Annotated in this window: 20 protein-coding genes and 1 riboswitch; of the genes, 13 read left to right on the top strand and 7 right to left on the bottom strand. The window is 70.0% G+C overall.

Going from position 1 to position 24,140, the window contains the following annotated elements:
- Positions 1-10 precede the first annotated feature (10 nt).
- From CQ393_RS01340 to CQ393_RS01330, 3 genes are all read right to left on the bottom strand, one after another.
- Positions 11-1,981, bottom strand: coding sequence for an acetyl/propionyl/methylcrotonyl-CoA carboxylase subunit alpha (locus CQ393_RS01340; RefSeq protein WP_153189809.1), 1,971 nt, complete (start codon positions 1,979-1,981; stop codon positions 11-13).
- Positions 1,982-2,486: 505 nt separating this feature from the next.
- Positions 2,487-4,097 carry a carboxyl transferase domain-containing protein gene (locus CQ393_RS01335; RefSeq protein ID WP_153189808.1) on the bottom strand — a complete coding sequence of 537 codons (1,611 nt, stop codon included), beginning with the start codon at positions 4,095-4,097 and terminating at the stop codon, positions 2,487-2,489.
- A gap of 232 nt (positions 4,098-4,329) precedes the next feature.
- Positions 4,330-5,493 carry an isovaleryl-CoA dehydrogenase gene (locus CQ393_RS01330; protein ID WP_153189807.1) on the bottom strand — a complete coding sequence of 388 codons (1,164 nt, stop codon included), beginning with the start codon at positions 5,491-5,493 and terminating at the stop codon, positions 4,330-4,332.
- A gap of 144 nt (positions 5,494-5,637) precedes the next feature.
- Here CQ393_RS01330 and CQ393_RS01325 point away from each other — a divergent pair, with 144 nt between their 5' ends.
- From CQ393_RS01325 to CQ393_RS01315, 3 genes are all read left to right on the top strand, one after another.
- Positions 5,638-6,264 (top strand): TetR/AcrR family transcriptional regulator, encoded by a 627-nt coding sequence (locus CQ393_RS01325; protein WP_153189806.1) that lies wholly within the window; start codon positions 5,638-5,640, stop codon positions 6,262-6,264.
- Positions 6,265-6,375: 111 nt separating this feature from the next.
- Complete coding sequence (locus tag CQ393_RS01320) at positions 6,376-6,897, top strand: c-type cytochrome (RefSeq protein WP_343199443.1); 522 nt, start codon at positions 6,376-6,378, stop codon at positions 6,895-6,897.
- Positions 6,898-6,971: 74 nt separating this feature from the next.
- On the top strand, positions 6,972-8,699 hold the full coding sequence (locus CQ393_RS01315) for an ExeM/NucH family extracellular endonuclease (protein WP_153189805.1): 1,728 nt from the start codon (positions 6,972-6,974) through the stop codon (positions 8,697-8,699).
- Between the two features lie 51 nt (positions 8,700-8,750).
- Here the strand turns inward: CQ393_RS01315 and CQ393_RS01310 are convergent, their stop codons facing one another.
- Positions 8,751-9,122 (bottom strand): MerC family mercury resistance protein, encoded by a 372-nt coding sequence (locus CQ393_RS01310; RefSeq protein WP_153189804.1) that lies wholly within the window; start codon positions 9,120-9,122, stop codon positions 8,751-8,753.
- A 79-nt stretch (positions 9,123-9,201) separates the two neighbouring features.
- Positions 9,202-10,065, bottom strand: coding sequence for an EamA family transporter (locus CQ393_RS01305; protein ID WP_153189803.1), 864 nt, complete (start codon positions 10,063-10,065; stop codon positions 9,202-9,204).
- 67 nt (positions 10,066-10,132) lie between these two features.
- Between CQ393_RS01305 and CQ393_RS01300 the strand changes: the two genes are divergently transcribed.
- The 3 genes from CQ393_RS01300 to CQ393_RS01290 all read left to right on the top strand — a co-directional run bounded on the left by CQ393_RS01300 (position 10,133) and on the right by CQ393_RS01290 (position 13,551).
- Complete coding sequence (locus CQ393_RS01300) at positions 10,133-10,804, top strand: alpha/beta hydrolase (RefSeq protein WP_153189802.1); 672 nt, start codon at positions 10,133-10,135, stop codon at positions 10,802-10,804.
- Between the two features lie 2 nt (positions 10,805-10,806).
- Positions 10,807-11,901 (top strand): cell division protein ZapE, encoded by a 1,095-nt coding sequence (zapE, locus tag CQ393_RS01295; RefSeq protein ID WP_153189801.1) that lies wholly within the window; start codon positions 10,807-10,809, stop codon positions 11,899-11,901.
- A 177-nt stretch (positions 11,902-12,078) separates the two neighbouring features.
- On the top strand, positions 12,079-13,551 hold the full coding sequence (locus tag CQ393_RS01290; protein WP_153189800.1) for a VWA domain-containing protein: 1,473 nt from the start codon (positions 12,079-12,081) through the stop codon (positions 13,549-13,551).
- 163 nt (positions 13,552-13,714) lie between these two features.
- Here the strand turns inward: CQ393_RS01290 and CQ393_RS01285 are convergent, their stop codons facing one another.
- Entirely contained in the window at positions 13,715-14,542 is an 828-nt protein-coding gene (locus tag CQ393_RS01285) for a DUF2884 family protein (RefSeq protein WP_153189799.1), read from the bottom strand.
- Between the two features lie 281 nt (positions 14,543-14,823).
- A riboswitch (cobalamin riboswitch) is annotated at positions 14,824-15,048 on the top strand.
- Between the two features lie 186 nt (positions 15,049-15,234).
- Between CQ393_RS01285 and CQ393_RS01280 the strand changes: the two genes are divergently transcribed.
- From CQ393_RS01280 to purU, 6 genes are all read left to right on the top strand, one after another.
- Positions 15,235-17,619 (top strand): ribonucleoside-diphosphate reductase subunit alpha, encoded by a 2,385-nt coding sequence (locus CQ393_RS01280; protein ID WP_343199442.1) that lies wholly within the window; start codon positions 15,235-15,237, stop codon positions 17,617-17,619.
- Positions 17,620-17,868: 249 nt separating this feature from the next.
- Complete coding sequence (locus CQ393_RS01275) at positions 17,869-18,888, top strand: ribonucleotide-diphosphate reductase subunit beta (RefSeq protein WP_153189798.1); 1,020 nt, start codon at positions 17,869-17,871, stop codon at positions 18,886-18,888.
- 165 nt (positions 18,889-19,053) lie between these two features.
- Complete coding sequence (locus tag CQ393_RS01270) at positions 19,054-19,458, top strand: acyl-CoA thioesterase (RefSeq protein ID WP_153189797.1); 405 nt, start codon at positions 19,054-19,056, stop codon at positions 19,456-19,458.
- A 14-nt stretch (positions 19,459-19,472) separates the two neighbouring features.
- On the top strand, positions 19,473-20,345 hold the full coding sequence (locus CQ393_RS01265) for an NAD-dependent protein deacetylase (RefSeq protein ID WP_153189796.1): 873 nt from the start codon (positions 19,473-19,475) through the stop codon (positions 20,343-20,345).
- 73 nt (positions 20,346-20,418) lie between these two features.
- A complete protein-coding gene (locus tag CQ393_RS01260; protein WP_343199441.1) occupies positions 20,419-21,513 on the top strand; it encodes an NADH:flavin oxidoreductase/NADH oxidase in 1,095 nt (364 codons plus the stop codon).
- A 170-nt stretch (positions 21,514-21,683) separates the two neighbouring features.
- Positions 21,684-22,535 (top strand): formyltetrahydrofolate deformylase, encoded by an 852-nt coding sequence (gene purU, locus CQ393_RS01255; protein ID WP_153189795.1) that lies wholly within the window; start codon positions 21,684-21,686, stop codon positions 22,533-22,535.
- Between the two features lie 113 nt (positions 22,536-22,648).
- Here the strand turns inward: purU and pncA are convergent, their stop codons facing one another.
- A complete protein-coding gene (gene pncA, locus CQ393_RS01250; protein WP_153189794.1) occupies positions 22,649-23,272 on the bottom strand; it encodes a bifunctional nicotinamidase/pyrazinamidase in 624 nt (207 codons plus the stop codon).
- Positions 23,273-23,420: 148 nt separating this feature from the next.
- Between pncA and CQ393_RS01245 the strand changes: the two genes are divergently transcribed.
- Entirely contained in the window at positions 23,421-24,113 is a 693-nt protein-coding gene (locus CQ393_RS01245; protein WP_153189793.1) for an MgtC/SapB family protein, read from the top strand.
- The last annotated feature ends 27 nt before the right edge of the window (positions 24,114-24,140 follow it).

Here is a 24,140-nt window from a genome sequence, read left to right as displayed (position 1 = left end):
GGCAGGATTGTCAGTCCGCCTCGAAATCCACCAGCACCGCGCCATCGCCGACCTGGTCGCCGCCGCGCACGCGGTAGCCGGTGACCACGCCGTCGGCCGGCGCCTGCAGGGTGTGTTCCATCTTCATCGCCTCCATCACCAGCAGCGGCGTGCCGCGTGCGACCTTGCTGCCGGGTTCGGCCAGCAGGGCGATGACCCGGCCGGGCATCGGCGCGAGCAGGCTGCCGCCATGGTCGCCACTGCCGTCGGCATCGGCAACCGGGTCGTGCAGGGTGAAGCGGCGTTGCCCCGTGTCGCCGAAGACGTGCAGGGTGTCGCCGTCGCGCACGACGCTGCCGCGGAACAATGCGTCTGCGATCTGCAGCGCGTAGCCGCCACCGCCCGCGCTGCCGGTGACCGGCATGCGTTCGTCGCCGATGCGCACCTGCCAGCCGTCCGCCTGGCGCTGCACCTGCAGCGTCCGCTGCTGCTGCAGGTGTTCCAGCGTGACTGGCCGCGCCGCCGGACCGGCCAGGCGCCAGCCGTCGGCGATGGCCCATGGCGACGCGTCGGCCTGCGCGGGTGAGCTTTCCTCGACGGCGAGTACCGCCGCCAGCGCCCAGTCGGCTTCGGTCGCGGCGTGGTGCCGGATGTCCAGCGCGTCGCGTTCGCGTTCGATCAGCGCGGTGTCGAGATCGGCCTGGCGGAAGGCGGTGGTCGCCACCAGCCGATGCAGGAAGCCGGCGTTGGTGACCACGCCCACCACCTCGCATTGCGCCAGCGCCTGCCGCATGCGCCGCAGCGCGCCGTCGCGGTCCGCGTCCCAGACGACGAGCTTGGCGATCATCGGGTCGTACCACGGACTGATCGCATCGCCCTGCTCGACGCCGGCATCCACGCGCACATGGGTGCCGGCCTGCGGCAGCCGCAGGTGGCGCAATACGCCCGTCGAGGGCAGGAAACCGCGATCGGCGTCCTCGGCGTACAGCCGCGCCTCGATGGCATGGCCGTGGATGGCGAGCTGCGCTTGCGTCCTGGGCAGGCGCTGGCCGGCGGCCACGCGCAGCTGCCACTCCACCAGGTCGGTGCCGGTGATCAGCTCGGTGACCGGGTGCTCGACCTGCAGGCGGGTGTTCATTTCCATGAACCAGAATTCGCCGCTGGGTGCGGCGATGAACTCCACCGTGCCGGCGCCGACGTAGCCGACCGCACGCGCGGCGTCGGTCGCCGCCTTGCCCATCGCCGCGCGGCGTTCGGGCGTCATGCCCGGCGCGGGCGCTTCTTCCAGCACCTTCTGGTGGCGGCGCTGCACCGAACAGTCGCGCTCGAACAGGTGGACCACCTCGCCATGGCTGTCGCCGAACACCTGGATCTCGATATGGCGCGGCCGTTCGATGTACTTCTCCACCAGCACATGCGCGTTGCCGAACGCCGACTGCGCCTCGCGCTGGCAGCTGGCCAGCGCCGCCTCGAAATCCGCGCCGGCCTCGACCCTGCGCATGCCCTTGCCGCCGCCGCCGGCGCTGGCCTTGATCAGCACCGGGTAGCCGATGGCGTCGGCCTGCGCGCGCAGGAACGCCGGCTCCTGGCGCTGCCCGTGGTAGCCCGGCGTCAGCGGCACGCCGGCCTGCTGCATCAGCGCCTTGGCCGCGCTCTTGTCGCCCATCGCCTCGATCGCGCTGGCCGGCGGGCCGATGAAGACGATGCCGGCATCCATGCAGGCGCGGGCGAATCCGGCGTTCTCGGACAGGAAGCCGTAGCCGGGGTGGATTGCCTGCGCGCCGGTGCGGCGCGCGGCCTCGAGGATGGCCTCACCGCGCAGGTAGCTTTCCGCCGCCGGTGCGGGGCCGATGTGGATCGCCTCGTCGGCCAGGCGCACGTGCCGCGCGCCGCGGTCCGCGTCCGAGTACACCGCCACCGTGGCGATGCCCAGGCGGCGGCAGGTGGCGATGACGCGGCAGGCGATTTCGCCGCGGTTGGCGATCAGGATCTTGTCGAACATGGCGATTTCCATGACGTGCTGTGCATGCGCAGCGGAAAGAGCGAAAGGCCGATGCCCCGGCTTTCGCAGTTGTGTGTGCTGTTGCTTCTCAGGGTTCCCTTCCGCAGCGACGGAGCCGACTGGAAAAACCCGAAGGGCGGCGTGCAGGGGTTCGGCGGGAAAAAGCGAAGCACTGCTTCGCCCCGCCGGACGGGCAGACGCCGTGCGGCGACTGCCCCGGACTCGGCCGCGAAGCGGGCGAGCACGCCGTTTTTCGACGAGACAGGGATGTCTCGTCGAAAAATCCCGGCGGCGAAGTGGACCCGGCGCGCGCAGCGCGTCGGGCGCGGAGGCAGGGGGTGCTTGACCAGCCATTCGGCTGTTGAACAAGCGTTTCTTTTGGCTGGCTTTTCTTTGCACGCGCAAAGAAGAGATTTTTCAACAGCCGAATGGCTGGTCAAAGTAGCTCGCTCCCCGACAGGGGAGCGAAAGCCTTTGCTTAGGCTGTTCAGGTCCAGGACGACCATCACATCCGGAACACGCCAAACCGCGTGTCCTGCGCCGGCGCATTGAGGCTGGCGGCCAGCGCCAGGCCGAGGATGCGGCGGGTATCGGCCGGGTCGATCACCCCGTCGTCCCACAGCCGCGCGCTGGCGTAGTAGGGGTGGCCCTGCCGTTCGAACTGCTCGCGGATCGGCGCCTTGAACGCCTCTTCCTCGTCGGCCGGCCACTGCCCGCCCTTGCCTTCGATGCCGTCGCGCTTGACCGTGGCCAGCACGCTGGCCGCCTGCTCGCCGCCCATCACGCCGATGCGCGCGTTCGGCCACATCCACAGGAAGTTGGGTGAGTAGGCGCGGCCGCACATGCCGTAGTTGCCGGCGCCGAACGAGCCGCCGATCACCACCGTGTACTTAGGCACGCGCGCGTTGGCCACCGCCATCACCAGCTTGGCGCCGTCCTTGGCGATGCCGCCGTGCTCGTACTTGCGGCCGACCATGAAGCCGGTGATGTTCTGCAGGAACAGCAGCGGGATGCCGCGCTGGCAGCACAGCTCGATGAAGTGCGCGCCCTTGAGCGCGGACTCGGAGAACAGGATGCCGTTGTTGGCGACGATGCCGACCGGGTGGCCATGCACGTGCGCGAAGCCGGTCACCAGGGTGTTGCCGTAGCGCGGCTTGAACTCGTCGAAGCGCGAGCCATCGGTGATACGCATGATGACTTCGCGTACGTCGTACGGCTTGCGCGTGTCGGTGGGGATAACGCCGTACAGTTCGCGCGCATCGAACAGCGGTTCCTCGCCGGCCTGCAGCGCCACGCCCGGCTCCGGCCTGCGCCAGTTGAGGTTGGCGACGATGGCGCGCACCCGCGCCAGCGCCTGCAGGTCGTTGTCGGCCATGTGGTCGGCAACGCCGGAGATGCGCGTGTGCACGTCGGCGCCGCCCAGTTCCTCGGCGCTGACCACCTCGCCGGTCGCGGCCTTCACCAGCGGCGGGCCGCCGAGGAAGATGGTGCCTTGTTCCTTGACGATGACCGTCTCGTCGCTCATCGCCGGCACGTAGGCGCCGCCGGCGGTGCACGAGCCCATCACGCAGGCGATCTGCGGGATGCCCTGCGCCGACAGGTTGGCCTGGTTGTAGAAGATGCGGCCGAAATGGTCGCGGTCCGGGAACACCTCGTCCTGCAGCGGCAGGAAGGCGCCGCCGGAGTCCACCAGGTAGATGCAGGGCAGGCGGTTCTGCTGCGCGATCTCCTGCGCGCGCAGGTGCTTCTTCACCGTGACCGGGTAATAGGTGCCGCCCTTGACCGTGGCGTCGTTGGCGACGACCAGGCATTCCACCCCTTCGATGCGGCCGATGCCGGCGACCATGCCGGCGCCGGGTACCGGATCGTCGTACATGCCGTGCGCGGCCAGCGGCGCGATTTCGAGGAACGGACTGCCGGGATCGAGCAGGGCGTCGATGCGCTCGCGCACCAGCAGCTTGCCGCGCGCGGTGTGCTTGGCCCGTGCCGCCTCGCTGCCGCCGCGCGCGGTGCGCTCCAGCGTCGCGCGCAGATCGTCGACCAGCGCCTGCATCGCCGCGCGGTTGGCTTCGAACGTCTCGCTGCCGGGTTGCAACTGGGTTTTCAGTACGGTCATGGCGGTGGCCTTGTGCTCTTCCTTCTCTTGCTGGGAGAAGGTGCCCCGGAGGAGCGGATGAGGGTCCGGGCGAAGCCTAGGGGAAAAGGATAAGGAGGCTTCGCTCCGACCTTCGCCCCGCCCCCCGCTTCGCGCCCCGGCCCTTGCGCAGCGCAAGGGCGTTCGAGGGGCAGCGAACCGGTGGTTCGCAAGCTGCCCCTCTCACCCCAGGGGGGAGAGGGGCTTCAATCCATCACGCGGTGCGCTGGAACAGCTCGCGCCCGATCAGCATGCGCCGGATTTCCGACGTGCCGGCGCCGATCTCGTACAGCTTGGCGTCGCGCCACAGGCGCCCGGCCGGGTACTCGTTGATGTAGCCGTTGCCGCCGAGGATCTGGATCGCCTCGCCGGCGGCCCAGGTGGCCTTCTCCGCCGAATACAGGATCGCGCCGGCCGCGTCCTGGCGGGTGGTGCGGCCCTGGTCGCAGGCCTTGGCCACCGCGTATACATAGGCACGGCTGGCGTTGAGGCCGACGTACATGTCGGCCAGCTTGGCCTGGATCAGCTGGAAGGTGCCGATCGCCTCGCCGAACTGCTTGCGTTCGTGCACGTAGGGCAGCACCACGTCCAGCGCCGCGGCCATCAGGCCCAGCGGGCCGCCGGACAGCACCACGCGCTCGTAGTCCAGGCCGGACATCAGCACCTTCACGCCGCCGCCGACCTCGCCCAGCACGTTCCCGGCCGGCACCTCGCAGTCCTGGAACACCAGCTCGCAGGTGTTGGACGCGCGCATGCCCAGCTTGTCCAGCTTCTGCGCGGTGGAAAACCCCTTCATGCCCTTCTCGACGATGAAGGCGGTGATGCCGCGCGGACCGGCGTCCGGGTCGGTCTTGGCGTAGACCACCAGCACGTCGGCATCGGGACCGTTGGTGATCCACATCTTGTTGCCGTTGAGCACGTAATGGTCGCCGCGCTTGTCGGCGCGCAGCTTCATCGACACCACGTCCGAACCGGCGCCCGGTTCGCTCATCGCCAGCGCGCCGACCTGTTCGCCGCTGCACAGCTTCGGCAGGTAGTGCTGCTTCTGCGCCTGGCTGCCGTTCTTGCGCAGCTGGTTGAGGCACAGGTTGGAATGCGCGCCGTAGGACAGGCCGATGCCGCCGGACGCGCGCGAGATCTCTTCCATCGCCACCACGTGGGCGAGGTAGCCCATGCCGCTGCCGCCGTATTCTTCCTCCACGGTCATGCCCAGCAGGCCCTGTTCGCCGAGCTGGCGCCAGAGCTGGTTGGGGAAGTGGTTGGTCGCGTCGGCTTCCGCCGCCAGCGGCGCGATATGCGCAGCGGCGAACTGGGCCACGCTTTCGCGCAGCATGTCGATCTCTTCGCCGAGATCGAAGGAAAGGGTGGGGACGTGCATGGGGGCGGCTCCGGTACGGCAGGACGAGGGGGCGCTCCGGGAGGAGGTGACGGACGGGCCGTCAGCACGGGCGTTCGCGCGCAGCCTAGCGGGTCTCCATGAAAAAGTGAATACTAATTCAAAAATTGAACCTAGGATCACTCCATGGCCTACAAACGCTCGGAACTGATGGAAAAACGCCTCGCCGGCAACCGCGAGGCGATCCTGGCCGCGGCCCGCCGGCTGGTCGCCGCCGGGGGGTACCGCAATGCGCCCATCACCGCCGTGGCGGCTGAGGCGGGCGTGTCCACCGGGCTGATCTACCGACATTTCCCGTCCAAGGCCGACCTGTTCGTGGAAGTGCTGACCGCCGCGGTCGAGCACGAACTGGACATCCTGTCGGCCATCGCCGACGAAGCCGCGCCGGCGTCGCAGCGCCTGCAGCGCGCGGTGGCTTCCTTCGTGCGCCGCGCGCTGGCCGGGCCGGCGCTGGCCTATGCCTTCATCGCCGAGCCGGTGGACCCGGAGGTGGAGGCCGAGCGCATCCGCTGCCGGCGCCTGTTCGGCGACGTGTTCAAGCGCATCCTCGACGACGGCGTGCGCGGCGGCGAGTTCGCGCCGCAGGACCTGGACGTGGGCGCGGCCTGCATCGTCGGCGCCTTCACCGAGGCGCTGGTCGGCCCGACCGCGCCCAGCCGCGACGGCCTGCGCGACGGCGAGCCGCTGGTCGAGGCGATCTGCGCGCTGTGCCTGCGGGCCGCAGGCATGCGCACGCCGGCGGCAACGGGCTGAGCCCGGGCCGTCGCGCTTCCGCCCGTCGGGCCGTTGCCGGTGGGTGGGGGCGCTGGTCTATACTCCGCCGGTAGCTGTGGTCCTCCGACTACTTGCCAGGGGTGTTGATACGTGCGGAATTACGACCTTCAGTTCCTGAAACGCTTCTCCATCGTGATCGCCATCTTGGCCGTCATCACGATCGGCCTGATCATCCTTGCGTCGTTCCTGCAGCGCGCGATTCCCCGCGAAGCGTCGGCCACGGCCACGCAGCGCCTTGAGCAGCGCATCGCGCCTGCCGGGGCGGTCTACGCCGGCAGCACCGGCGCGGCGGCGCAGGCCGCGGCGGCGGAAGCGGCGGCCGCCAAGGCCGCGGCGGCGGGCGGCGCCTACGGCGGCACGCTCGACGGCAAGGTGATCTTCGACAAGCTGTGCACCGCGTGCCACCTGACCGGCGTGGGCAACGCGCCGACGCTGGACCACGCGCACTGGGACAAGCGCATCGCCCAGGGCACCGAGACGCTCTACAAGCACGCCATCGAGGGCTACACCGGCCCGGACGGCGGCGTGATGCCGCCGAAGGGCGGCAACGCCGGCCTGAGCGACGAGCAGATCCACGCCACCGTGGACTGGATGCTGGCCAATCTGAAATAAAACGTCCCCATCATGGACACACGGCGCCGCCCTCCCGGGCGGCGCTTTGCTTTCTGCCGTTACGGAGTCCGCCCATGCGTCACCTTCCTTCGCTGCTCGCCTTGTCGCTGTCGTTCGCCCTCGTTCCGCCGGCCATCGCCAAGGGACCTGCCGTCATCGCCATCGGCCAGGTGCAGGGCAGTGGCGAGCGCAGCCCGCTGGAAGGAAAGCCGGTCACCATCGAAGGCGCCGTCACCGCCGACCTGCGTGCCGGGCTGGGCGGCGTGTTCGTGCAGGACGCGGGCGATGGCGATGCGGCCACGTCCGATGGGGTGTTCGTGCAGCTTGCGGCGGAGCAGGCCGTACAGGAAGGGCAATGGCTGCGCATCACCGGCACCGTGCAGGAACTGGCGGCCGGCAGGGGCGGGCAGACATTGACCGCGCTGAAGGCGGAGACGGTCGTCACGGCCCGCGCACGTCCGGCGCCGCCGGTCGCCGTGCTCGATGGCGTGCCTGCCAGCTGGGAAGCGCTGGAGGGCATGCGTGTGCGTGTTGCCGCGCCGTTGACCCTGGCCGGGCAGGATCAGCTCGCGCGCCACGGTGAACTCAGCGTCGCCTTCGATGGCCGCCTGTGGCAGCCGAGCGAACTGGCCGCCGCCGGCAGCGCGGAGAACGCGACGCTGGTGGCCGACAACGCACGCCGCCGCCTGCGCCTGGACGATGGCAGCGGCAAGCGCGATCCGGAGGGCGTGTCCTACCTGTCCGGCGATGCGGTGCTGCGTACCGGCATGGTGTTCAAGGACGTCGAAGGCGTGGTGGACCAGCGCTACGACGGCGGTTACCGGCTACAGCTGACCCTGCCGTTGCAGGTGCCTGCCGTCGAGCGCCCGCAGCCGCCGGTGGTGGCGGGCGCGCTGCGTGTGGCCGCGTTCAACCTGGAGAACTATTTCAACGGCGATGGCCGTGGCGGCGGCTTTCCGACCCTGCGCGGCGCAAAGGCCTTCGCGCAGTTCCAGGCGCAGCAGGGCAAGCTGGTGGCCACCATCCGCGGGCTCGACGCGGACGTGGCGGCGCTGATGGAGCTGGAGAACGACGGCTACGGCCCGGATTCGGCGATCGCCACGCTGGTGCGCGCGCTCAACGAGGGGCAGGGCAAGGACGGCGCCTGGGCGTTCGTCGATGCCGGCAAGGGCCCGGGCGACAACCCCATCCGCGTCGGCATCATCTACCGCGTCTCGCGCGTGGCGCCGGTGGGCCGGCCCGCGGTGCTGGAGCAGGAGCCGTTCGGAGAGCGCAGCCGCGTACCGCTGGCGCAGGCCTTCCGCATGGGCCGCAAGGGCCGGCCGTTCGTAGTGGTGGCCAACCACTTCAAGTCCAAGGGCTGCACCGACGCGACCGGCGCCGACGCCGACCAGAACGACGGCCAGGGCTGCTGGACGGCGACCCGCGTGGCGTCGGCGCGGCTGTTGGACCAGTGGCTGCAGCGCGACCCGACCGGCAGCGGCAGCCGCGATGCGGTGCTGCTGGGCGACTTCAATGCCTATGCGATGGAAGACCCGATCCGCCAGCTGCATGCCGACGGCTGGCAGGATGCGTTCAAGGTGGCCGGCGTGCAGCAGCCTTACAGCTACGTCTACAACGGCCTCACCGGCCGTCTCGACCACGCCCTGCTCAACGCGGGCATGGCGGCGCGCCTGAAGGGCGCGGCCGAATGGCACATCAATGCCGACGAGGCCGACGAAGCAGGCTACCAGGGACGCAACGTGCCCGGCCCGTGGCGCAGCTCGGACCACGACCCGCTGCTGCTGGGCTTCGATCTCTGATACGGGGCGAAGGGGCGCGGGCGTGCCGCGTCCCCTGACGCCTGCGGGCCGTCAGTGCGCGTGCCGCCGCGCCGCGTTCCACAGGTGGGCGCCGGCCAGCGCCAGGCTGCCGGCGACGGTCAGCGGCGTTTCGGCATGTTCGCCGGGCACGCCGGACGCACCGGCCAGCAGCAGCGCCAGCCCGGCGCCTGCCAGCAGCCACAACGCCGCAGGCAGCGGCCGGTGGCGATGCGCGCGCCACAGCGCGTAGCCGGACAGCGGCGCGGCGATCAGCACGAATACCCCATGCACCCATTCGGCCTCGCTCCAGGCGCCGAACAGCGGCAGCAGCGCGGCCAGCAGCGGCAACGCCAGGCAGTGCAGCAGGCACAGGGTGGACAGGGCGACGGCGGAGGCGTCGAACAGGGCGGCGGTGTTCTTCATCGGTGGGCTCCAATTTTGTTATATAGTAACAATTAACCGATGGGCAGTGCCAGCCAGGGAAGGAATCCGTCAGGGAGGCTCAGCCCTGCGCGCCGCGCGCGATCAGCGCGATCGCCACCACCGCCAGGCCCAGGCCCGCGCGGTTCCAGCCGCTGGTCTTCTCGCCGAAGGCGAGCATGCCGACCAGCGCGCCCAGGCAGACCACGCCGATGTTCATGCCGGCGAAGATCGTGGCCGGGCTGTGCGGCATCGCCTGGTGGGCGCGCACGTAGAACAGGATGTTGCCGAAGTTGATCGCGCCCAGCAGCAGGCCGAACCCGAGGTTGCGCGCCTCCAGCCGGCGGCGGCCGCTGAAGTGGCGCTGCAGCTGCCAGCCCAGCATCAGCACGAAGGCGAGGGCGAAGCTGACCAGCAGCGCGGCGGTGGAGGGCGTGCCGGACAGCGCCACCTGCTTGAGCAGGATGTCGATCAGCGCGAAACCGCCCCACACCGCCAGCAGCCAGCGCCAGCTGGAGGCCGTGGCGTTGCCGCTGTCGCCGGTGCGCGCGCTCACGCCAACGATCGCCAGCAGTCCCAGGCCCAGCCCGGCCAGCTTCCAGCCGTTGGCCTGTTCGCCGAACAGCACGAAGGCCGCGCCCAGCGACAGCAGCAGCGACAGGCGCTGGGCCACGTCGCTGCGCACGATGCCGGCCTCGCGCACCGCGCGCGCCAGCACCAGGAAGATGCCCGGCAGCGCCACCGCCAGGCCGAGCAGCGCCGGCCACGGCGCATGCCCGCCCTGCAGCGATCCCAGCGAGGGTTTGAGCAGCAGCAGCGACAGCGCGCTGGCGGCCAGGTAGTTCCAGGTCACGGCCTGGGCGATGTCGATGCCGCGCCGCGGCGCCAGCTTCAGCAGTACCGAGACCAGCACGCTGCAGGCCACGCTCAGGATCAGGAAGTGCATCGCGTTCGCTCGCTGCCGGTGACGGGCCGGCGATGAAGCCGCCGGACGGGGCCGGTATCATGCCCGAATGCAGACTCCCCCATTTCCCCAAGAGTCGGCGACGCTGATGCTGGACGGTCCGGCCGGACCGCTGGAAGTCGCCGTCGATCCGCCCGACGCCGGGACCGCGCCGCATCCGGTCGTCGCCGTCATCTGCCATCCGCTGTCCACCGAGGGCGGCAGCATGCACAACAAGGTGGTGACCATGGCCTCGCGCGCCCTGCGCGAACTGGGCGTGGCCACCGTGCGCTTCAACTTCCGCAGCGTCGGCGCCTCGGCCGGCAGTTTCGACAACGGCGAAGGCGAGCAGGACGACCTGCGCGCGGTGGTGGCATGGGTGCGCGCCCAGCGCCCGGACTGCGCGCTGTGGCTGGCCGGCTTCAGCTTCGGCGCCTATGTCTGCCTGCGCGCCAGCGGCGCGCTGCAGCCGCAGGCGCTGATCTCGATCGCGCCGCCGGTCGGCCGCCGTACCTGGGATTTCGACAGCCTGCAGCCGCCGGAGAACTGGCTGGTGGTGCAGGGCGACGCCGACGAGGTGGTCGATGCGCAGGCGGTCTACCAGTGGGTGGAATCGCTGCCCGCGCCGCCGCAGCTGGTGCGTATGCCCGACACCAGCCACTTCTTCCACCGCAAGCTGATCGACCTGCGCGGCGCGATCCAGCACGAGGCGCGGCGCTGGCTGCCCGACGGCAGCTGCTGAGCATGGACGCGACGACTCCCTCGCAGCGCTACGCCGCCGGCGTGGCCCGTGGCGACTGGCGCGACGACCCGGCCCAGCACCCGGCGCTGGCCGAACTGGACCGCATCCACGAGGCCATCGCCGATTCGGCGCAGGATGGCTGGCTCGACCGGCTGTCGGCGTTCTGGAAGAAGCCCGAACCGGTGCGCGGCCTGTACTTCTGGGGCGGCGTGGGCCGCGGCAAGACCTTCCTGGTCGACCTGTTCTACGACGGCCTGCCGATCGAGCAGAAGTACCGCACCCACTTCCACCGCTTCATGCGCGGCATCCACGAGCGACTGCGCGAGCACCAGGGCCAGAGCGACCCGCTGGCGAAGATCGCCCAGGAATGGCGCAGCAACCTGCGGGTGCTGGTGCTGGACGAATTCTTCGTCACCGACATCGGCGACGCCATGCTGCTGGCGCGCCTGCTCGAACGCCTGTTCGCCGAGGGCGTGACCCTGGTGACCACGTCCAACACCGCGGTGGAGAACCTCTACCTCAACGGCCTGCAGCGCGACAGCTTCCTGCCGGCCATCGCCCTGCTGCAGAAATACTGCGTGGAGCTGTACGCCGAGGGCACCGAGGACTACCGCATGCGCGCGCTGACCCGCTCGCCGGTGTACCGCGCGCCGCTGGAGGCCGGCAGCGATGCCTGGCTGGGCGGGCGCTGGAAGGAACTGAGCGGCGGGCAGGACGCGCGCGCCGGCAACATCCAGATCGAGGGCCGCAAGATCGCGGTGCGCGGGCGCGGCAAGAGCATCGCCTGGTTCGACTTCGCGGCGTTGTGCGAAGGCCCGCGCGGGCCGTCGGACTACATCGAGATCGCGCACGAGTTCAACACCGTGCTGCTCGGCGGCATCCCGCATTTCGACCGCCTGAACGAGGACGCCGCGCGGCGCTTCGTCAACCTGATCGACGAGCTGTACGACCGCCAGGTCAACCTGGTCTGCACCGCGCAGGACCCTCCGCCGCTGCTCTATTCCGGCACCCGCCTGGCCGGCGCGTTCGAGCGCACCGCCAGCCGCCTGATCGAGATGCAGAGCGCCGAGTACCTGGGCACCGCCCACCGGCTTTGAACCCGCAAACCGGCAGGAGCGCACTCCAGCGCGCGATGGGGCTTTCCCGGCAGTGCCCCATCGCGCACTGAAGTGCGCTCCTACGCGCAAAGTCGCCAACCCCGTTTGTCGTGATCATCCGTTCTCCTTTCCGCATGCCGCCCCGGCGGCCCACCCTGCACGAAACGGAGCACGCAGATGAAGCACGCAAGCATGGCCTCCCGGCGCCTGCCGGTACGTTCGATGGCATTCGCGTTGACGCTGCTGGCCGGGCTGCCGGCGCTGGCCGGAGAGCCGCTGTGGCCGGAGCCGGCCATCGTCGTCGTCACGCCCGACCTGAAAGCGCCCGGACGCCAGCGCCAACGGCAGACCGCGCCGAACTTCCGCGCGCCGGTGGCCACCGTCTGCAGCGATGCGCCGCGCATGCGCGAAGTGCCCGATCCGCAGCCGCCGCAGCGTGCGCGCGATATTCCCGCGCTGGTGGGCAAGGTGGGACGCGACAAGCTGCTGCGGGAAGCCGCGCCGCCTCCGCCCCCGGCTCCGGCAGTCGCTGCCGACGCGATGAGCGTGACGGTGTCGGGATCGCGGGCCGACCTGGCGATGCCGTACGCGCCGGCGCCGGTGCGACAGCAGCCCGCCACGCCAGTGACCGCCGGCGTGGTCGATGACAACGCCGACTTCGGCGGCTTCCAGCAGTTCCTGCAGCGCCACGCCGAAGCGGCGCAGCTGGGCCGCGACGTCTCCGCGCGCCAGCGCCTGCGCGTGCTCGACGCACAGGGCCGGCCGGTGCCCGATGCCGAGGTCGCCGTCTCCTCGGCCAATGGCGCGCGGATGTGGGCGCGCACCGATGCCGGCGGCCAGGCCTGGCTGCACCTGAACGCCTTCGACGACCGCGATTCGGCCAGCTACCGGGTGGACGTGCGCCGCGATGGGCGGCAGGCGCAGGTGCAGCTGCGGCGCGGGCAGAAGGACGCGCTGGAAGTGCGGCTGCCGGCCGCCGCCTCTCCGGCACGCGCGCGGCTGGACCTGGTGTTCATGGTCGATGCGACCGGCTCGATGGGCGACGAGATCGACAAGCTGCGCACTTCGCTGCGCGACATCGTGCGCGGCATCGAACAGCTGCCCTCGCGCCCGGACGTGTGCCTGGGGCTGGTCACCTACCGCGACCGCGGCGACGAGTACTTCGTGCGCAGCTGGGACCTGACCGGCAACGTCGCCGCGTTCCAGCAGGTGCTCGACGGCGTGCGCGCCGGTGGCGGCGGCGACATGCCCGAGGCGATGAACGAGGCCTTCGACCATGCGGTGCAGGCGCTGGCCTGGCGCGGCCCGGCGACCACCCGCCTGCTGGTGTCGCTGGCCGATGCGCCGCCGCACATGGACTACCCGCCGCCGCACTACGACCAGACCATGCTCGCGGCGCTGGGCAAGGGCATCAAGGTGTTCAGCGTGGCCGCCTCCGGGCAGGACACCACCGGCGAGATCGTGCAGCGGCAGATCGCCCAGTACACCGGCGGGCGCTTCATCTTCCTCACCTACAAGGACGCGTCCGACCCGGGCAGCGGTCCCGGCCGCGAGACCGTGCACGACGTGGCCGACTACTCGGTGGACACGCTGGACACGCTGGTGGTGCGGCTGGTGCGCGAGGAACTGGCGCTGTTGCCGAAGGGGTGAGGGCGCACTGTCGCATGCGGGTGGGACAGTGCCCGTTCTACAGGAACGATGTTCTGTAGCGCGCCGGGCAACACCCGGCGCAGGCATGCCCCGGAAAGCCCCGTGCGGGGCGAGCCCCGCACCTGCGGCGGTGGCCGTGATATGGGCGTTGCCTCTCTTCCCGTCAGGGGTGCGCGGGCAGGGCGATGCTGTTGTCCGGGCCCTGTTCCTTCGCCACCGGCGTCGCTGGCGGCGCCTGGCCGTTGTCGCCGCTGACGCTCATCATCCGCAGCGGCTGGCCGTCGTAGCGGAACTCCAGCGCCGACTGCACCTGGTCCAGCGCCAGGACCTGGGTGCACAGGGACTGCGCATGCTGTTCCAGGGTGCGTGCGCGCGCTTCGATCTTCGGCTCGAGTTCGGCTTCGATCTTCTCGGTGCGTTTCTCGATGCGTTCCTCGCCGCCGGTGAGCATGGTCCACAGCAGGCCGCGGACGATGGAACCCTTGAGCGATTCGGCCGCGTCCTGCACGCGCCGGTCGAAGCCTTCGCCGAACAGGTCCTGCTCCCAGCGTCCGCGGCCGATGGTCGAGGCGACGAAGCGCTCGGCGTCCCTGCGCAGCGCGCGCACCTTGCGCGAATCGAAATTGCCGGTCAGCGAGCCGTAGACGACGTCCAGCACATCGAAGCTGATCCCCACCGATTCGTTGGCGATGCCCGTGACCGCCGGCATCAGCTGGCGCACCCCGGCCTCGAGCACGCGCAGGCGCTGCGCGTCGTCGGCACTGACCGCCTGCATGCGCCCGTCGATGCTCAGCTGGCCGTCGTGGAACACGATCTCGCGCGGCGTGGCGTCGTGCTGGCGCAGCCAGATGCCGCCGCCATCGACCAGCACGTCGTAGTCGGTGCTGACCCCGCACTGGGTGGAGGACAGCGTTGGCGACTTCATCGTGCCGGCATGCGCGGCCAGGGACGGCAGGGCGAGCAGGGCGGCGGCCAGGGCCAGACGGCGCATGTCGGGAATCCATTCGATGGGCCGACAGGATCGCCGGCCGCGTCGGATCGGGCCTCCGCCGGAAGTCATGGCGGCGCATCGGGCATTGGATCGCATCGGGTATTGGATTATGAATGCGTGCGGCGTTTTCCTACCCGCCAGCCAGTCTCCCAAGGCTTGACTGCGCAGCCCCGATAGGCTGGTCGCGGTGGCCCCGTCAGGCACCGGCGACGGGATCGCTTGTGCCACAAGGGAAATGCGATCACCCACAAGATTTGGCGTTGACCGGGCGGTTTACCCCCACTATCTTGTGCCCCGTCGGTTCTGGCGGGTTGCTCCCCGCTGGATTGAAAGGGAAGCCGGTGACGCCTTCGATGGCCATTCCGGCACTGCCCCGCAGCGGTAACTGGGAACGATCCCGCCACACAGCACTGAGGCCCGATGCCTTGGGAAGCGGCGGAAGTAGGAGGAGGCCCCCGCCTCCATGCCCACGAGTCCGAAGACCTGCCGACAGCCGCGCGAAGCACAGCGCGCGGTGCCGGCTGCGGAGTCTTCGAGGGGAAGACGGCTGGCGACGCGGTACCGCCCGTGGCGACGTCCTGTCGCCGATCGCGGTTGCTGCGACGCCGTCCTTCCATGCTCGCCGTCCGCCACCGGCCCTGGTTCCTGCGAGGGCAGGCGCCGCGTGCACCACGCCATGAGGACGCATTGCCGTGACCGCCACCGATACCGCCGTTGTCCCGACCGAGACCGGCTTCGAACTGACCCCGCCGCCGACCGCCACCGCCATGAGCGTGACCAAGCGCAACGGCGGCACCGAGCCGGTGGACCTGAACAAGATCGTGCGCGCCATCCAGCGCTGCTGCGAGGGCCTGCACGCCGTCGATCCGATGCGCGTGGCCACCCGCACCATCTCCGGCCTGTACAACGGCGCCACCACCCAGGAACTGGACGAGCTGTCGATCCGCACCGCCGCGCTGCTGATCGGCGAGGAACCGGAGTACGGCCGCCTGGCCGCGCGCCTGCTGGCCAACTTCATCGGCAAGGAAGTGTCCGGCCAGGAAATCCACGCCTTCTCGCAGTCGGTCGGCCGCGGCCACGAAGTGGGCCTGATCAACGACCGCCTGCTCAACTTCGTGCAGGTCAACGCGCGCAAGCTCAACGACGCGATCAACCCCGAATACGACCTCAACTTCGATTACTTCGGCCTGCGCACGCTGTACGACCGCTACCTGCTGCGCCACCCGCATACGCGCAAGGTGATCGAGACGCCGCAGCAGTTCTTCCTGCGCATCGCCAGCGCGCTGAGCGAGGACGTGCCCGAGACGCTGGCGCTGTACCAGCGGCTGGGCAACCTGGACTACCTGCCGTCCAGCCCGACCCTGTTCAACGCCGGCACCAGCCACGAGCAGCTGTCCTCCTGCTTCCTGCTGGATTCGCCGCAGGACTCGCTCGAATCCATCTACGCCAAGTACGGCGACATCGCGCAGCTGTCCAAGTTCAGCGGCGGCATCGGCGTGAGCTACTCCCGCGTGCGTTCGCGCGGCTCGCTGATCAAGTCCACCAACGGCCACTCCAACGGCATCGTGCCGTGGCTGAAGACGCTCGACTCCTCGGTCGCCGCGGTCAACCAGGGCGGCAAGCGCAAGGGCGCGGCCTGCGTCTACCTGGAAACCTGGCACGCCGACATCGAGGACTTCCTCGAGCTGCGCGACAACGCCGGCGACGACGCGCGCCGCACCCACAACCTCAACCTGGCCAACTGGGTGCCGGACCTGTTCATGCAGCGCGTGGAGGCCGACCAGGAATGGTCGCTGTTCGATCCGCGCGTGGTGCCCGAGTTCACCGACCTGTACGGCGAGGCGTTCGAGCGCGCCTACGTGCAGGCCGAAGCACAGGGCAAGTCCGTGCGCACGGTCCCGGCGCGCAAGCTCTACGCGCGGATGATGCGCACCCTGGCCGAGACCGGCAACGGCTGGATGACCTTCAAGGACAAGTGCAACAAGGCCAGCAACCAGACCCTGCGCGCCGGCAACGTGATCCACCTGTCCAACCTGTGCACCGAGATCCTGGAAGTCACCAGCGCCGAGGAAACGGCGGTGTGCAACCTGGGCTCGATCAACCTCGGCAACCACCTCGACGAACACGGCGATTTCGATTTCGACAAGCTGGCCGAGACCGTGCGCCTTGCGGTGCGCCAGCTCGACCGGGTGATCGACCTGAACTTCTACCCGATCGAGACCGCGCGCCGCGGCAACCTGCGCTGGCGCCCGGTGGGCCTGGGCTGCATGGGCCTGCAGGACGTGTTCTTCCGCAAGCGGCTCGCGTTCGACTCCGACGCCGCGCGCGCGCTGTCGGCGAAGATCGCCGAGGAGATCTATTTCCACGCGCTGGACACCTCGTGCGAGCTGGCGGCCGAGCGCGGCAGGCATCCCTCGTTCGCCGACACGCGTGCGGCCAGCGGCGCCCTGCAGTTCGATGCATGGGACGTGGTGCCGGCCGATGCCGCGCGCTGGGACGCGCTGCGCGAGCGCATCCGGCAGCAGGGGTTGCGCAACTCGCTGATGATCGCCATCGCCCCGACCGCGACCATCGCCTCCATCGCCGGCTGCTACGAATGCGTGGAGCCGCAGGTATCGAACCTGTTCAAGCGCGAGACGCTGTCCGGCGACTTCCTGCAGGTCAACCGCTACCTGGTCGGCGAGCTGAAGCAGCTCGGGCTGTGGACACCGGAGATGCGCGATGCGATCAAGCTGGCCGACGGCTCGATCCAGAACATCGTGCAGATCCCCGAGACGCTGCGCACGGTCTACCGCACCGTGTGGGAACTGCCGATGCGTTCGCTGGTCGACATGGCCGCCGCGCGCGGCGCCTTCATCGACCAGTCCGCCTCGCTCAACCTGTTCATGGAGAGCCCGAACATCGGCGCGCTGTCCTCCATGTACATGTACGCCTGGAAGCAGGGCATCAAGACCACCTACTACCTGCGCTCGCGCCCGGCCACCAAGATCGCCAAGACCACGGTCAGCGCCTATACCCCGGCCGAGGCCGTGGCCTGCTCGCTGGAAAACCCGGAAGCCTGCGAGGCCTGCCAGTGACACCCGGCTTTTGAGGGACGACGGGGCACGGATGCCCCAGGCGCAGGGATGCGCCGCCCCGATTCCGCTTGCCCCCTCCCTTGCGCGTGCGCAGGGGAGGGCCGGGAAAGGCGCCTTCGACGCCTGACGGAAGCTTCAACGCGCCGCCCCCGACCTTAGCCTTGCCCGCCGGCGCCGCCCTGCCGCCGCATCCTCCCCCATTGCGCCGCCCTCCCGGAATGGAGGCGGTACCGAAACAGGAGCCACCCCATGTCCGCACAACCCCGCCAGATGCTGCTCGACCCGGGTTTCGAACTGACCCTGCGCCCGATGCGCTACCCGGACTTCTACGAGATGTACCGCAACGCGATCAAGAACAGCTGGACGGTGGACGAGATCAATTTCCAGATCGACATCACCGACCTGCACCACAAGATGACCCCGGCCGACCGCCACCTGATCCACCGCCTGGTCGCCTTCTTCGCCACCGGCGATTCCATCGTCTCCAACAACCTGGTGCTGAACCTGTACCAGCACCTCAACGCGCCGGAAGCGCGCATGTACCTGTCGCGCCAGCTGTACGAGGAAGCGCTGCACGTGCAGTTCTACCTGACCCTGCTGGACAACTACCTGCCGGATCCGGAGGAGCGCTTCAAGGCCTTCGCCGCGGTGGAGAACATCGAATCGATCAAGAAGAAGGCCGATTTCTGCTTCAAGTGGATCGATTCGATCCAGGGCCTGAAGCGCATCGAGACCCGCGAGCAGCGCCGCCAGTTCCTGCTCAACCAGATCTGCTTTGCCGCCTGCATCGAGGGCCTGTTCTTCTTCGCCGCCTTCGCCTACGTGTACTTCTTCCGTTCGCGCGGGCTGCTGCCGGGGCTGGCCTCGGGCACCAACTGGGTGTTCCGCGACGAGAGCTGCCACATGGAGTTCGCCTTCGAGTGCGTGCGCACCATCCGCACCGAGGAACCGGACCTGTTCGACGCCACGATGGAGCAGCAGGTGTACGAGATGCTGGCCGAGGCCATCGAGTGCGAGGTGCAGTTCGCCGAGGACGTGCTGTCCGGCGGCGTGGCCGGCATCTCCACGCGCGACATGCGCCAGTACCTGCAGCACTGCGCCGACAACCATTTCGCCAAGCTGGGCATGGCCAGGAAGTACAACGTGCGCAACCCGCTGCCGTTCATGGAACTGCAGGACGTACAGGAATTGACCAACTTCTTCGAGCGCCGCGTCTCGGCCTACCAGGTCGGCGTGCAGGGCGAGGTCGCTTTCGACATGAACTTCTGACCGGTTCCCGTAGGAGCGCACTTCAGTGCGCGATTGGGTCTTACCGGTAAGACTCCATCGCGCACTGAAGTGCGCTCCTACCGGATTCCGTCGCGGAAACGTCACGCCGGGCACGTCCGCCGCTGGCTATCATCCGCCCCTGCTTCCAACGCCGCGAACGCCGCCATGAACACCCCGCCCACCATCGTCCCGCCCACCGAAGTCCGCATGGCGGAGATCGTATTCCCCAACCACACCAACCACCTCGGCACCCTGTTCGGCGGCCAGGCGATGGCGTGGATGGACAAGGCCGCCTTCCTCGCCGCCGCGCGCTACTCGCGGCGGACCGTGGTCACCGCGCATTCGGACCAGGTGGATTTCAAGCTGCCTATCCGCATCGGCGAGATGGTCGAGACCGTCGGCCGGGTGGTCGAGGTCGGGCGCAGTTCGATGACGGTGCAGGTCGAACTCATCGCCGAGGACCTGCACAGCGGCGAGCGCAAGCTGTGCACGCGCGGCCACTTCGTGATGGTGGCGCTGGACGCCGAAGGGCGTCCGGCCGCGGTGCCGGCGCTGCCGACGCAGGCCTGATCGGGGCGCAGGCGATGCCCGGGCGGCCGCAGGAGACGGCTATCGCGTCCACGGCGATGGACACGCGGCTGGCGGCGTTCGTCGCCACCCACCGGCGCCTGTTGCTGCTGACCGGCGCCGGCTGCAGTACCGATTCGGGCATTCCCGATTACCGCGATGGCGACGGCCAGTGGAAGCGCACGCCGCCGGTTGACTACCGCGCCTTCATGGCCGATGCCGCCGTGCGACGGCGCTACTGGGCGCGCAGCCTGGTCGGCTGGCCGCGCTTCGGCCAGGCCCGGCCCAACGCCACCCATCATGCGCTGGCCGCGCTGGAAGCGGCCGGCCGGGTCGAACTGCTGCTGACCCAGAACGTGGACGGCCTGCACCAGCGCGCCGGCAGCCGCGGCGTGATCGACCTGCACGGCCGGCTGGACGAGGTGCGTTGCATGGGCTGCGGCGAGCGCTCCGCGCGCGAGGCGCTGCAGCAGCGCCTGCTCGACGCCAACCCGGCGTGGGCGGCCCTGCAGGCAGCGCAGGCGCCCGACGGCGACGCCGACCTGGAAGGCGACTTCTCCGCGTTCGTGGTGCCGGGCTGTATGGCCTGTGGCGGCCTGCTCAAGCCGGATGTAGTGTTCTTCGGCGAGAACGTGCCGCGCGAACGCGTGGCCGCGGTGCATGCGCACCTGCAGCGCGCCGACGCGGTGCTGGTGGTGGGGTCGTCGCTGATGGTCTATTCCGGCTTCCGCTTCGTCGATGCCGCCGCGAAGGCCGGGTTGCCGGTGGCGGCGGTCAACCTGGGCCGCACCCGCGCCGACGCCCTGTTGTCGCTGAAGGTCGAACAGCCCTGCGCGCAGGCGCTGGCCTTCCTGCTCGACGGCGCCGGGGCGGCGGCCAAGACGCAGTGATCCACCGCGCCGGTTGAATCGACCGGGCGCGCGGGAGTGCAATGGACGCCCCCCCAACCGGATCACTCCCCACGTGAGCCACCTGTTCTCGCCGCTGTCGCTCGGCCCGTTGTCCCTTTCCAACCGCATCGTCATCGCGCCAATGTGCCAGTACTCGGCCGACGAAGGCCGCGCCACCGACTGGCATGCCCAGCACCTGGGCACGCTGTCGCAGTCCGGCGCCGGGCTGCTGATCCTGGAGGCCGCCGCGGTGGAAGCGCGCGGCCGCATCAGCTGGGCCGACCTCGGCCTGTGGGACGACGCCACCGAAGCGGCGCTGGGCCAGGCGCTGGCCTCGGTGCGGCGCTGGTCGAAGATGCCCCTGGGCATCCAGCTCGCCCATGCCGGGCGCAAGGCGTCCACCGCGCGGCCCTGGGACGGCGGCGGCGCCATCGCGCCCGGGCAGGCGCACGGCTGGCAGGTGGTGGCGCCGTCGGCGCTGCCTTTCAATGAAGGCGACCCGCTGCCGCAGGCGCTGGACGCGGCCGGCATCGACGCGGTGGTGGAGGCGTTCGCCGCCGCCGCACGGCGTGCGGCGCGGCTGGGGCTGGAACTGATCGAGGTCCATGCCGCGCACGGCTACCTGCTGCACCAGTTCCTGTCGCCGCTGAGCAACCGCCGCGACGACGACTACGGCGGTCTGCTGGAGAACCGCATGCGCCTGCTGCTGCGCGTGTTCGATGCGGTGCGCGCGGCGGTCCCGGCCGGTGTCGCGGTGGGCGTGCGCATTTCCGCCACCGACTGGGTCGACGGCGGCTGGGACGTGGCGCAGAGCATCGTGGTGGCCAGAGCGCTGGAGGCGCGCGGCAGCGATTTCATCCACGTCTCCAGCGGCGGTCTCGATCCGCGCCAGCAGATTCCGGTCGGCCCGGGCTACCAGGTGCCGCTGGCCAGCGCGATCAAGGCGCAGGTCGCCACGCCGGTGATCGCGGTGGGCCTGATCACCGAGCCCCGGCAGGCCGAAACGATCCTGGCCGAAGGCCACGCCGATGCCATCGGCATCGCCCGCGGCATCCTCTACGACCCGCGCTGGCCCTGGCACGCGGCGGCGGAACTCGGCGCGCAGGTGCACGCCGCGCCGCAGTACCTGCGCTGCCAGCCGCACGGCCTGCGCGAACTGTTCCAGTAAGCCAACACCTCCGTAGGAGCGGCTTCAGCCGCGAACGGGGCTTTGCCGATGAAACCCCGGACGCGTGGACATATCTCGGGCAAGCCCCGTTCGCGGCTGAAGCCGCTCCTACGGTCGCTGTGGCGGCAAAGGTTTCCCCGGAAAACGTCGCGCGTCGCTAGACTCCCGCGATGCGCCCCGACTACATCCTCACGCTTTCCTGCCCGGACCGTACCGGCATCGTCTACCGCGTGTCCGGCCTGCTGTTCGAGGCCGGCTGCAACATCCTCGACGCCCAGCAGTTCGGCGACGAGGAGAGCGGCCGTTTCTTCCTGCGCGTGCACTTCGACATGGCCGCGGCCGGCGAGGAGCCCGCCGTGCGCGAGCGCCTTCAGCGGCTGGGCGCGGAATTCGCAATGGACTGGCAGCTGCACGACGCCCGCCGCCGCGCGCGGTTGCTGGTGCTGGTCAGCAGGCAGGGCCATTGCCTCAACGACCTGCTGTTCCGCGCCCACAGCCGGCAGCTGAAGGTGGATATCGCCGCGGTGGCCTCCAACCATGGCGACTTCGCCGCGCTGGCCGGTTCCTACGGCGTGCCGTTCCAGCACCTGCCGGTGAACGCGGAAAACCGCGCGCAGCAGGAGCGGCAGATCCTGGATCTCGTCGAACGCGAGAACATCGACCTGGTGGTGCTGGCGCGCTACATGCAGATCCTCTCGCCGCAGCTGTGCCAGGCATTGGCCGGGCGCGCGATCAACATCCACCACAGCTTCCTGCCCAGCTTCAAGGGCGCCCAGCCCTACCACCAGGCGCACGCGCGCGGGGTCAAGATCATCGGCGCCACCGCGCACTACGTCACCAGCGACCTGGACGAAGGCCCGATCATCGAGCAGGACGTCGCCCGCGTGGACCACGCCATGACACCGCGCGAGCTGGTGCGGCTGGGCAGCGATACCGAATCGCTGGTGCTGGCCCGCGCGGTGCGCCGCCATGTCGAACACCGCATCCTGCTCAACGGCCACCGCACCGTGGTGTTCCGCTGAGCCGCAGGAGCGGGTGAAGAGGAGCGGGAAACGAGAAATGAGAAACGGAAGCGAGCCCCACATCGCTTTTCGCGCGCGGAAACGTCAAGCAAGGGCGGTGCTTCCGCTTCTTCTCACTTCTCTATTTCTATCCCCGCCTCGACCAGCGCGATGCGCGTGGTTTCGTCGTTGTCGGTCGACACTGGCCGGGTCAGTTCCCACAGGAAGCGCACGCGGAAGCCGCTGATGGCCGCGTCCTGCGCACTCCACAACACGCAGTAGTCGCGCGCCAGCCCGCACACGTGGACCTCGGCGATGCCGCGCTCGTGCAGCCAGCCGGCCAGGCCGGTGGCCGGGCGGTCGCCGCGCGGCCCCACGTTCTCGCGGAAGGCGCTGTACGAATCCACCTGCCGGTCGCTGCCCTTGCGCAGCACCAGGCCGGCGCTGTTCCAGTCCACCTGCGGATGCAGCGCCGCCCCCGCGCTGCCCTGCACGCAATGGTCCGGCCACAGCGTCTGCGCATGGCCATGCAGTTCGATAGCCTCGAACGGCCTGCGGCCGGCATGCTGGCTGGCGAATGAGGCATGGTCGGCCGGATGCCAGTCCTGGGTGGCGACGACGGTGGCGTAGCGGCGCTGCGCCAGCAACGCGGCGATGCCCGGCACGATGGCGTCGCCCTGGTGGCAGGGCAGCGCGCCGCCGGGCATGAAATCCGGTTGCAGGTCGATCACCAGCAGGGCTGTGTCATGGCCGTACATCGCATGTTCCGGTGCGGGGGCCTGCGAGTGTAACGCCGCGCCGGCGTGCGGGCCTTGCCGCTGTCGCCACGGCCGCGGCCGTCGCGGTTCGATGCCGCCCGCGCATCGGCCTACACTGCGGCTACGGGTTGGCGATCGGGAGTGGGCGATGATCCAGTGGTGGGAACTCGGCCTGCGGCTGCTGCTGGCGGCCGTGCTGGGCGCGGTGATCGGCATCAACCGCGGGCGCCTGGAGTGGGCCGCGGGGCTGCGCACGCACATGCTCGTCTGCGTGGGTTCGGCACTGGCGATCATCGTGTCCGCGTTCGGCTTCGCCGACGTGCTGGGGCGGCCGAACGTGGTGCTGGACCCCTCTCGCATCGCTGCGCAGGTGGTCAGCGGCGTCGGTTTCCTCGGCGCCGGCACCATCCTGTTCCTGCAGCGCGAACAGGTGATCCGCGGCCTGACCACGGCGGCGGGGCTGTGGGCGGTGGCGTCGGTCGGCCTGGCCGCCGGCGCCGGGCTCTATGCCGGCGCGATCATCGCCACGGTGTTGCTGTGGGCGATCCTGGCGCTGCTCAAGCCGCTGGAACAGCGCTACCTGCGCCGCCGCGCGCGCAACGGCCGCCTGCGGTTGCGGGTCGCGCCCGGCACGCCGCTGGCGCGCGTCGAGGTCGCGGCCAGCGATGCCGGCCTGCCGGTCAAGCGCATCACCCTGCGCCCGCGCGAGCAGGACGGCGACATCGTCGACATCGACTGCGATCCGCCGCTGCCGCGCGAACGGCTGCTGGCCAAGGCCGAGGAGCTCGGCCGCGTCGAGGGCGTGATCTCGGTGGAGCTGCCGGGACTGGCCGTTACCTGAGCGCGGAGACCCGGCGCCGGCCGGGCC

Origin of the sequence: Stenotrophomonas sp. MYb238, from assembly GCF_009496535.1 — a bacterium.
Lineage (GTDB): Bacteria > Pseudomonadota > Gammaproteobacteria > Xanthomonadales > Xanthomonadaceae > Stenotrophomonas.
This window is presented reverse-complemented; position numbering and strand designations above follow the sequence as displayed.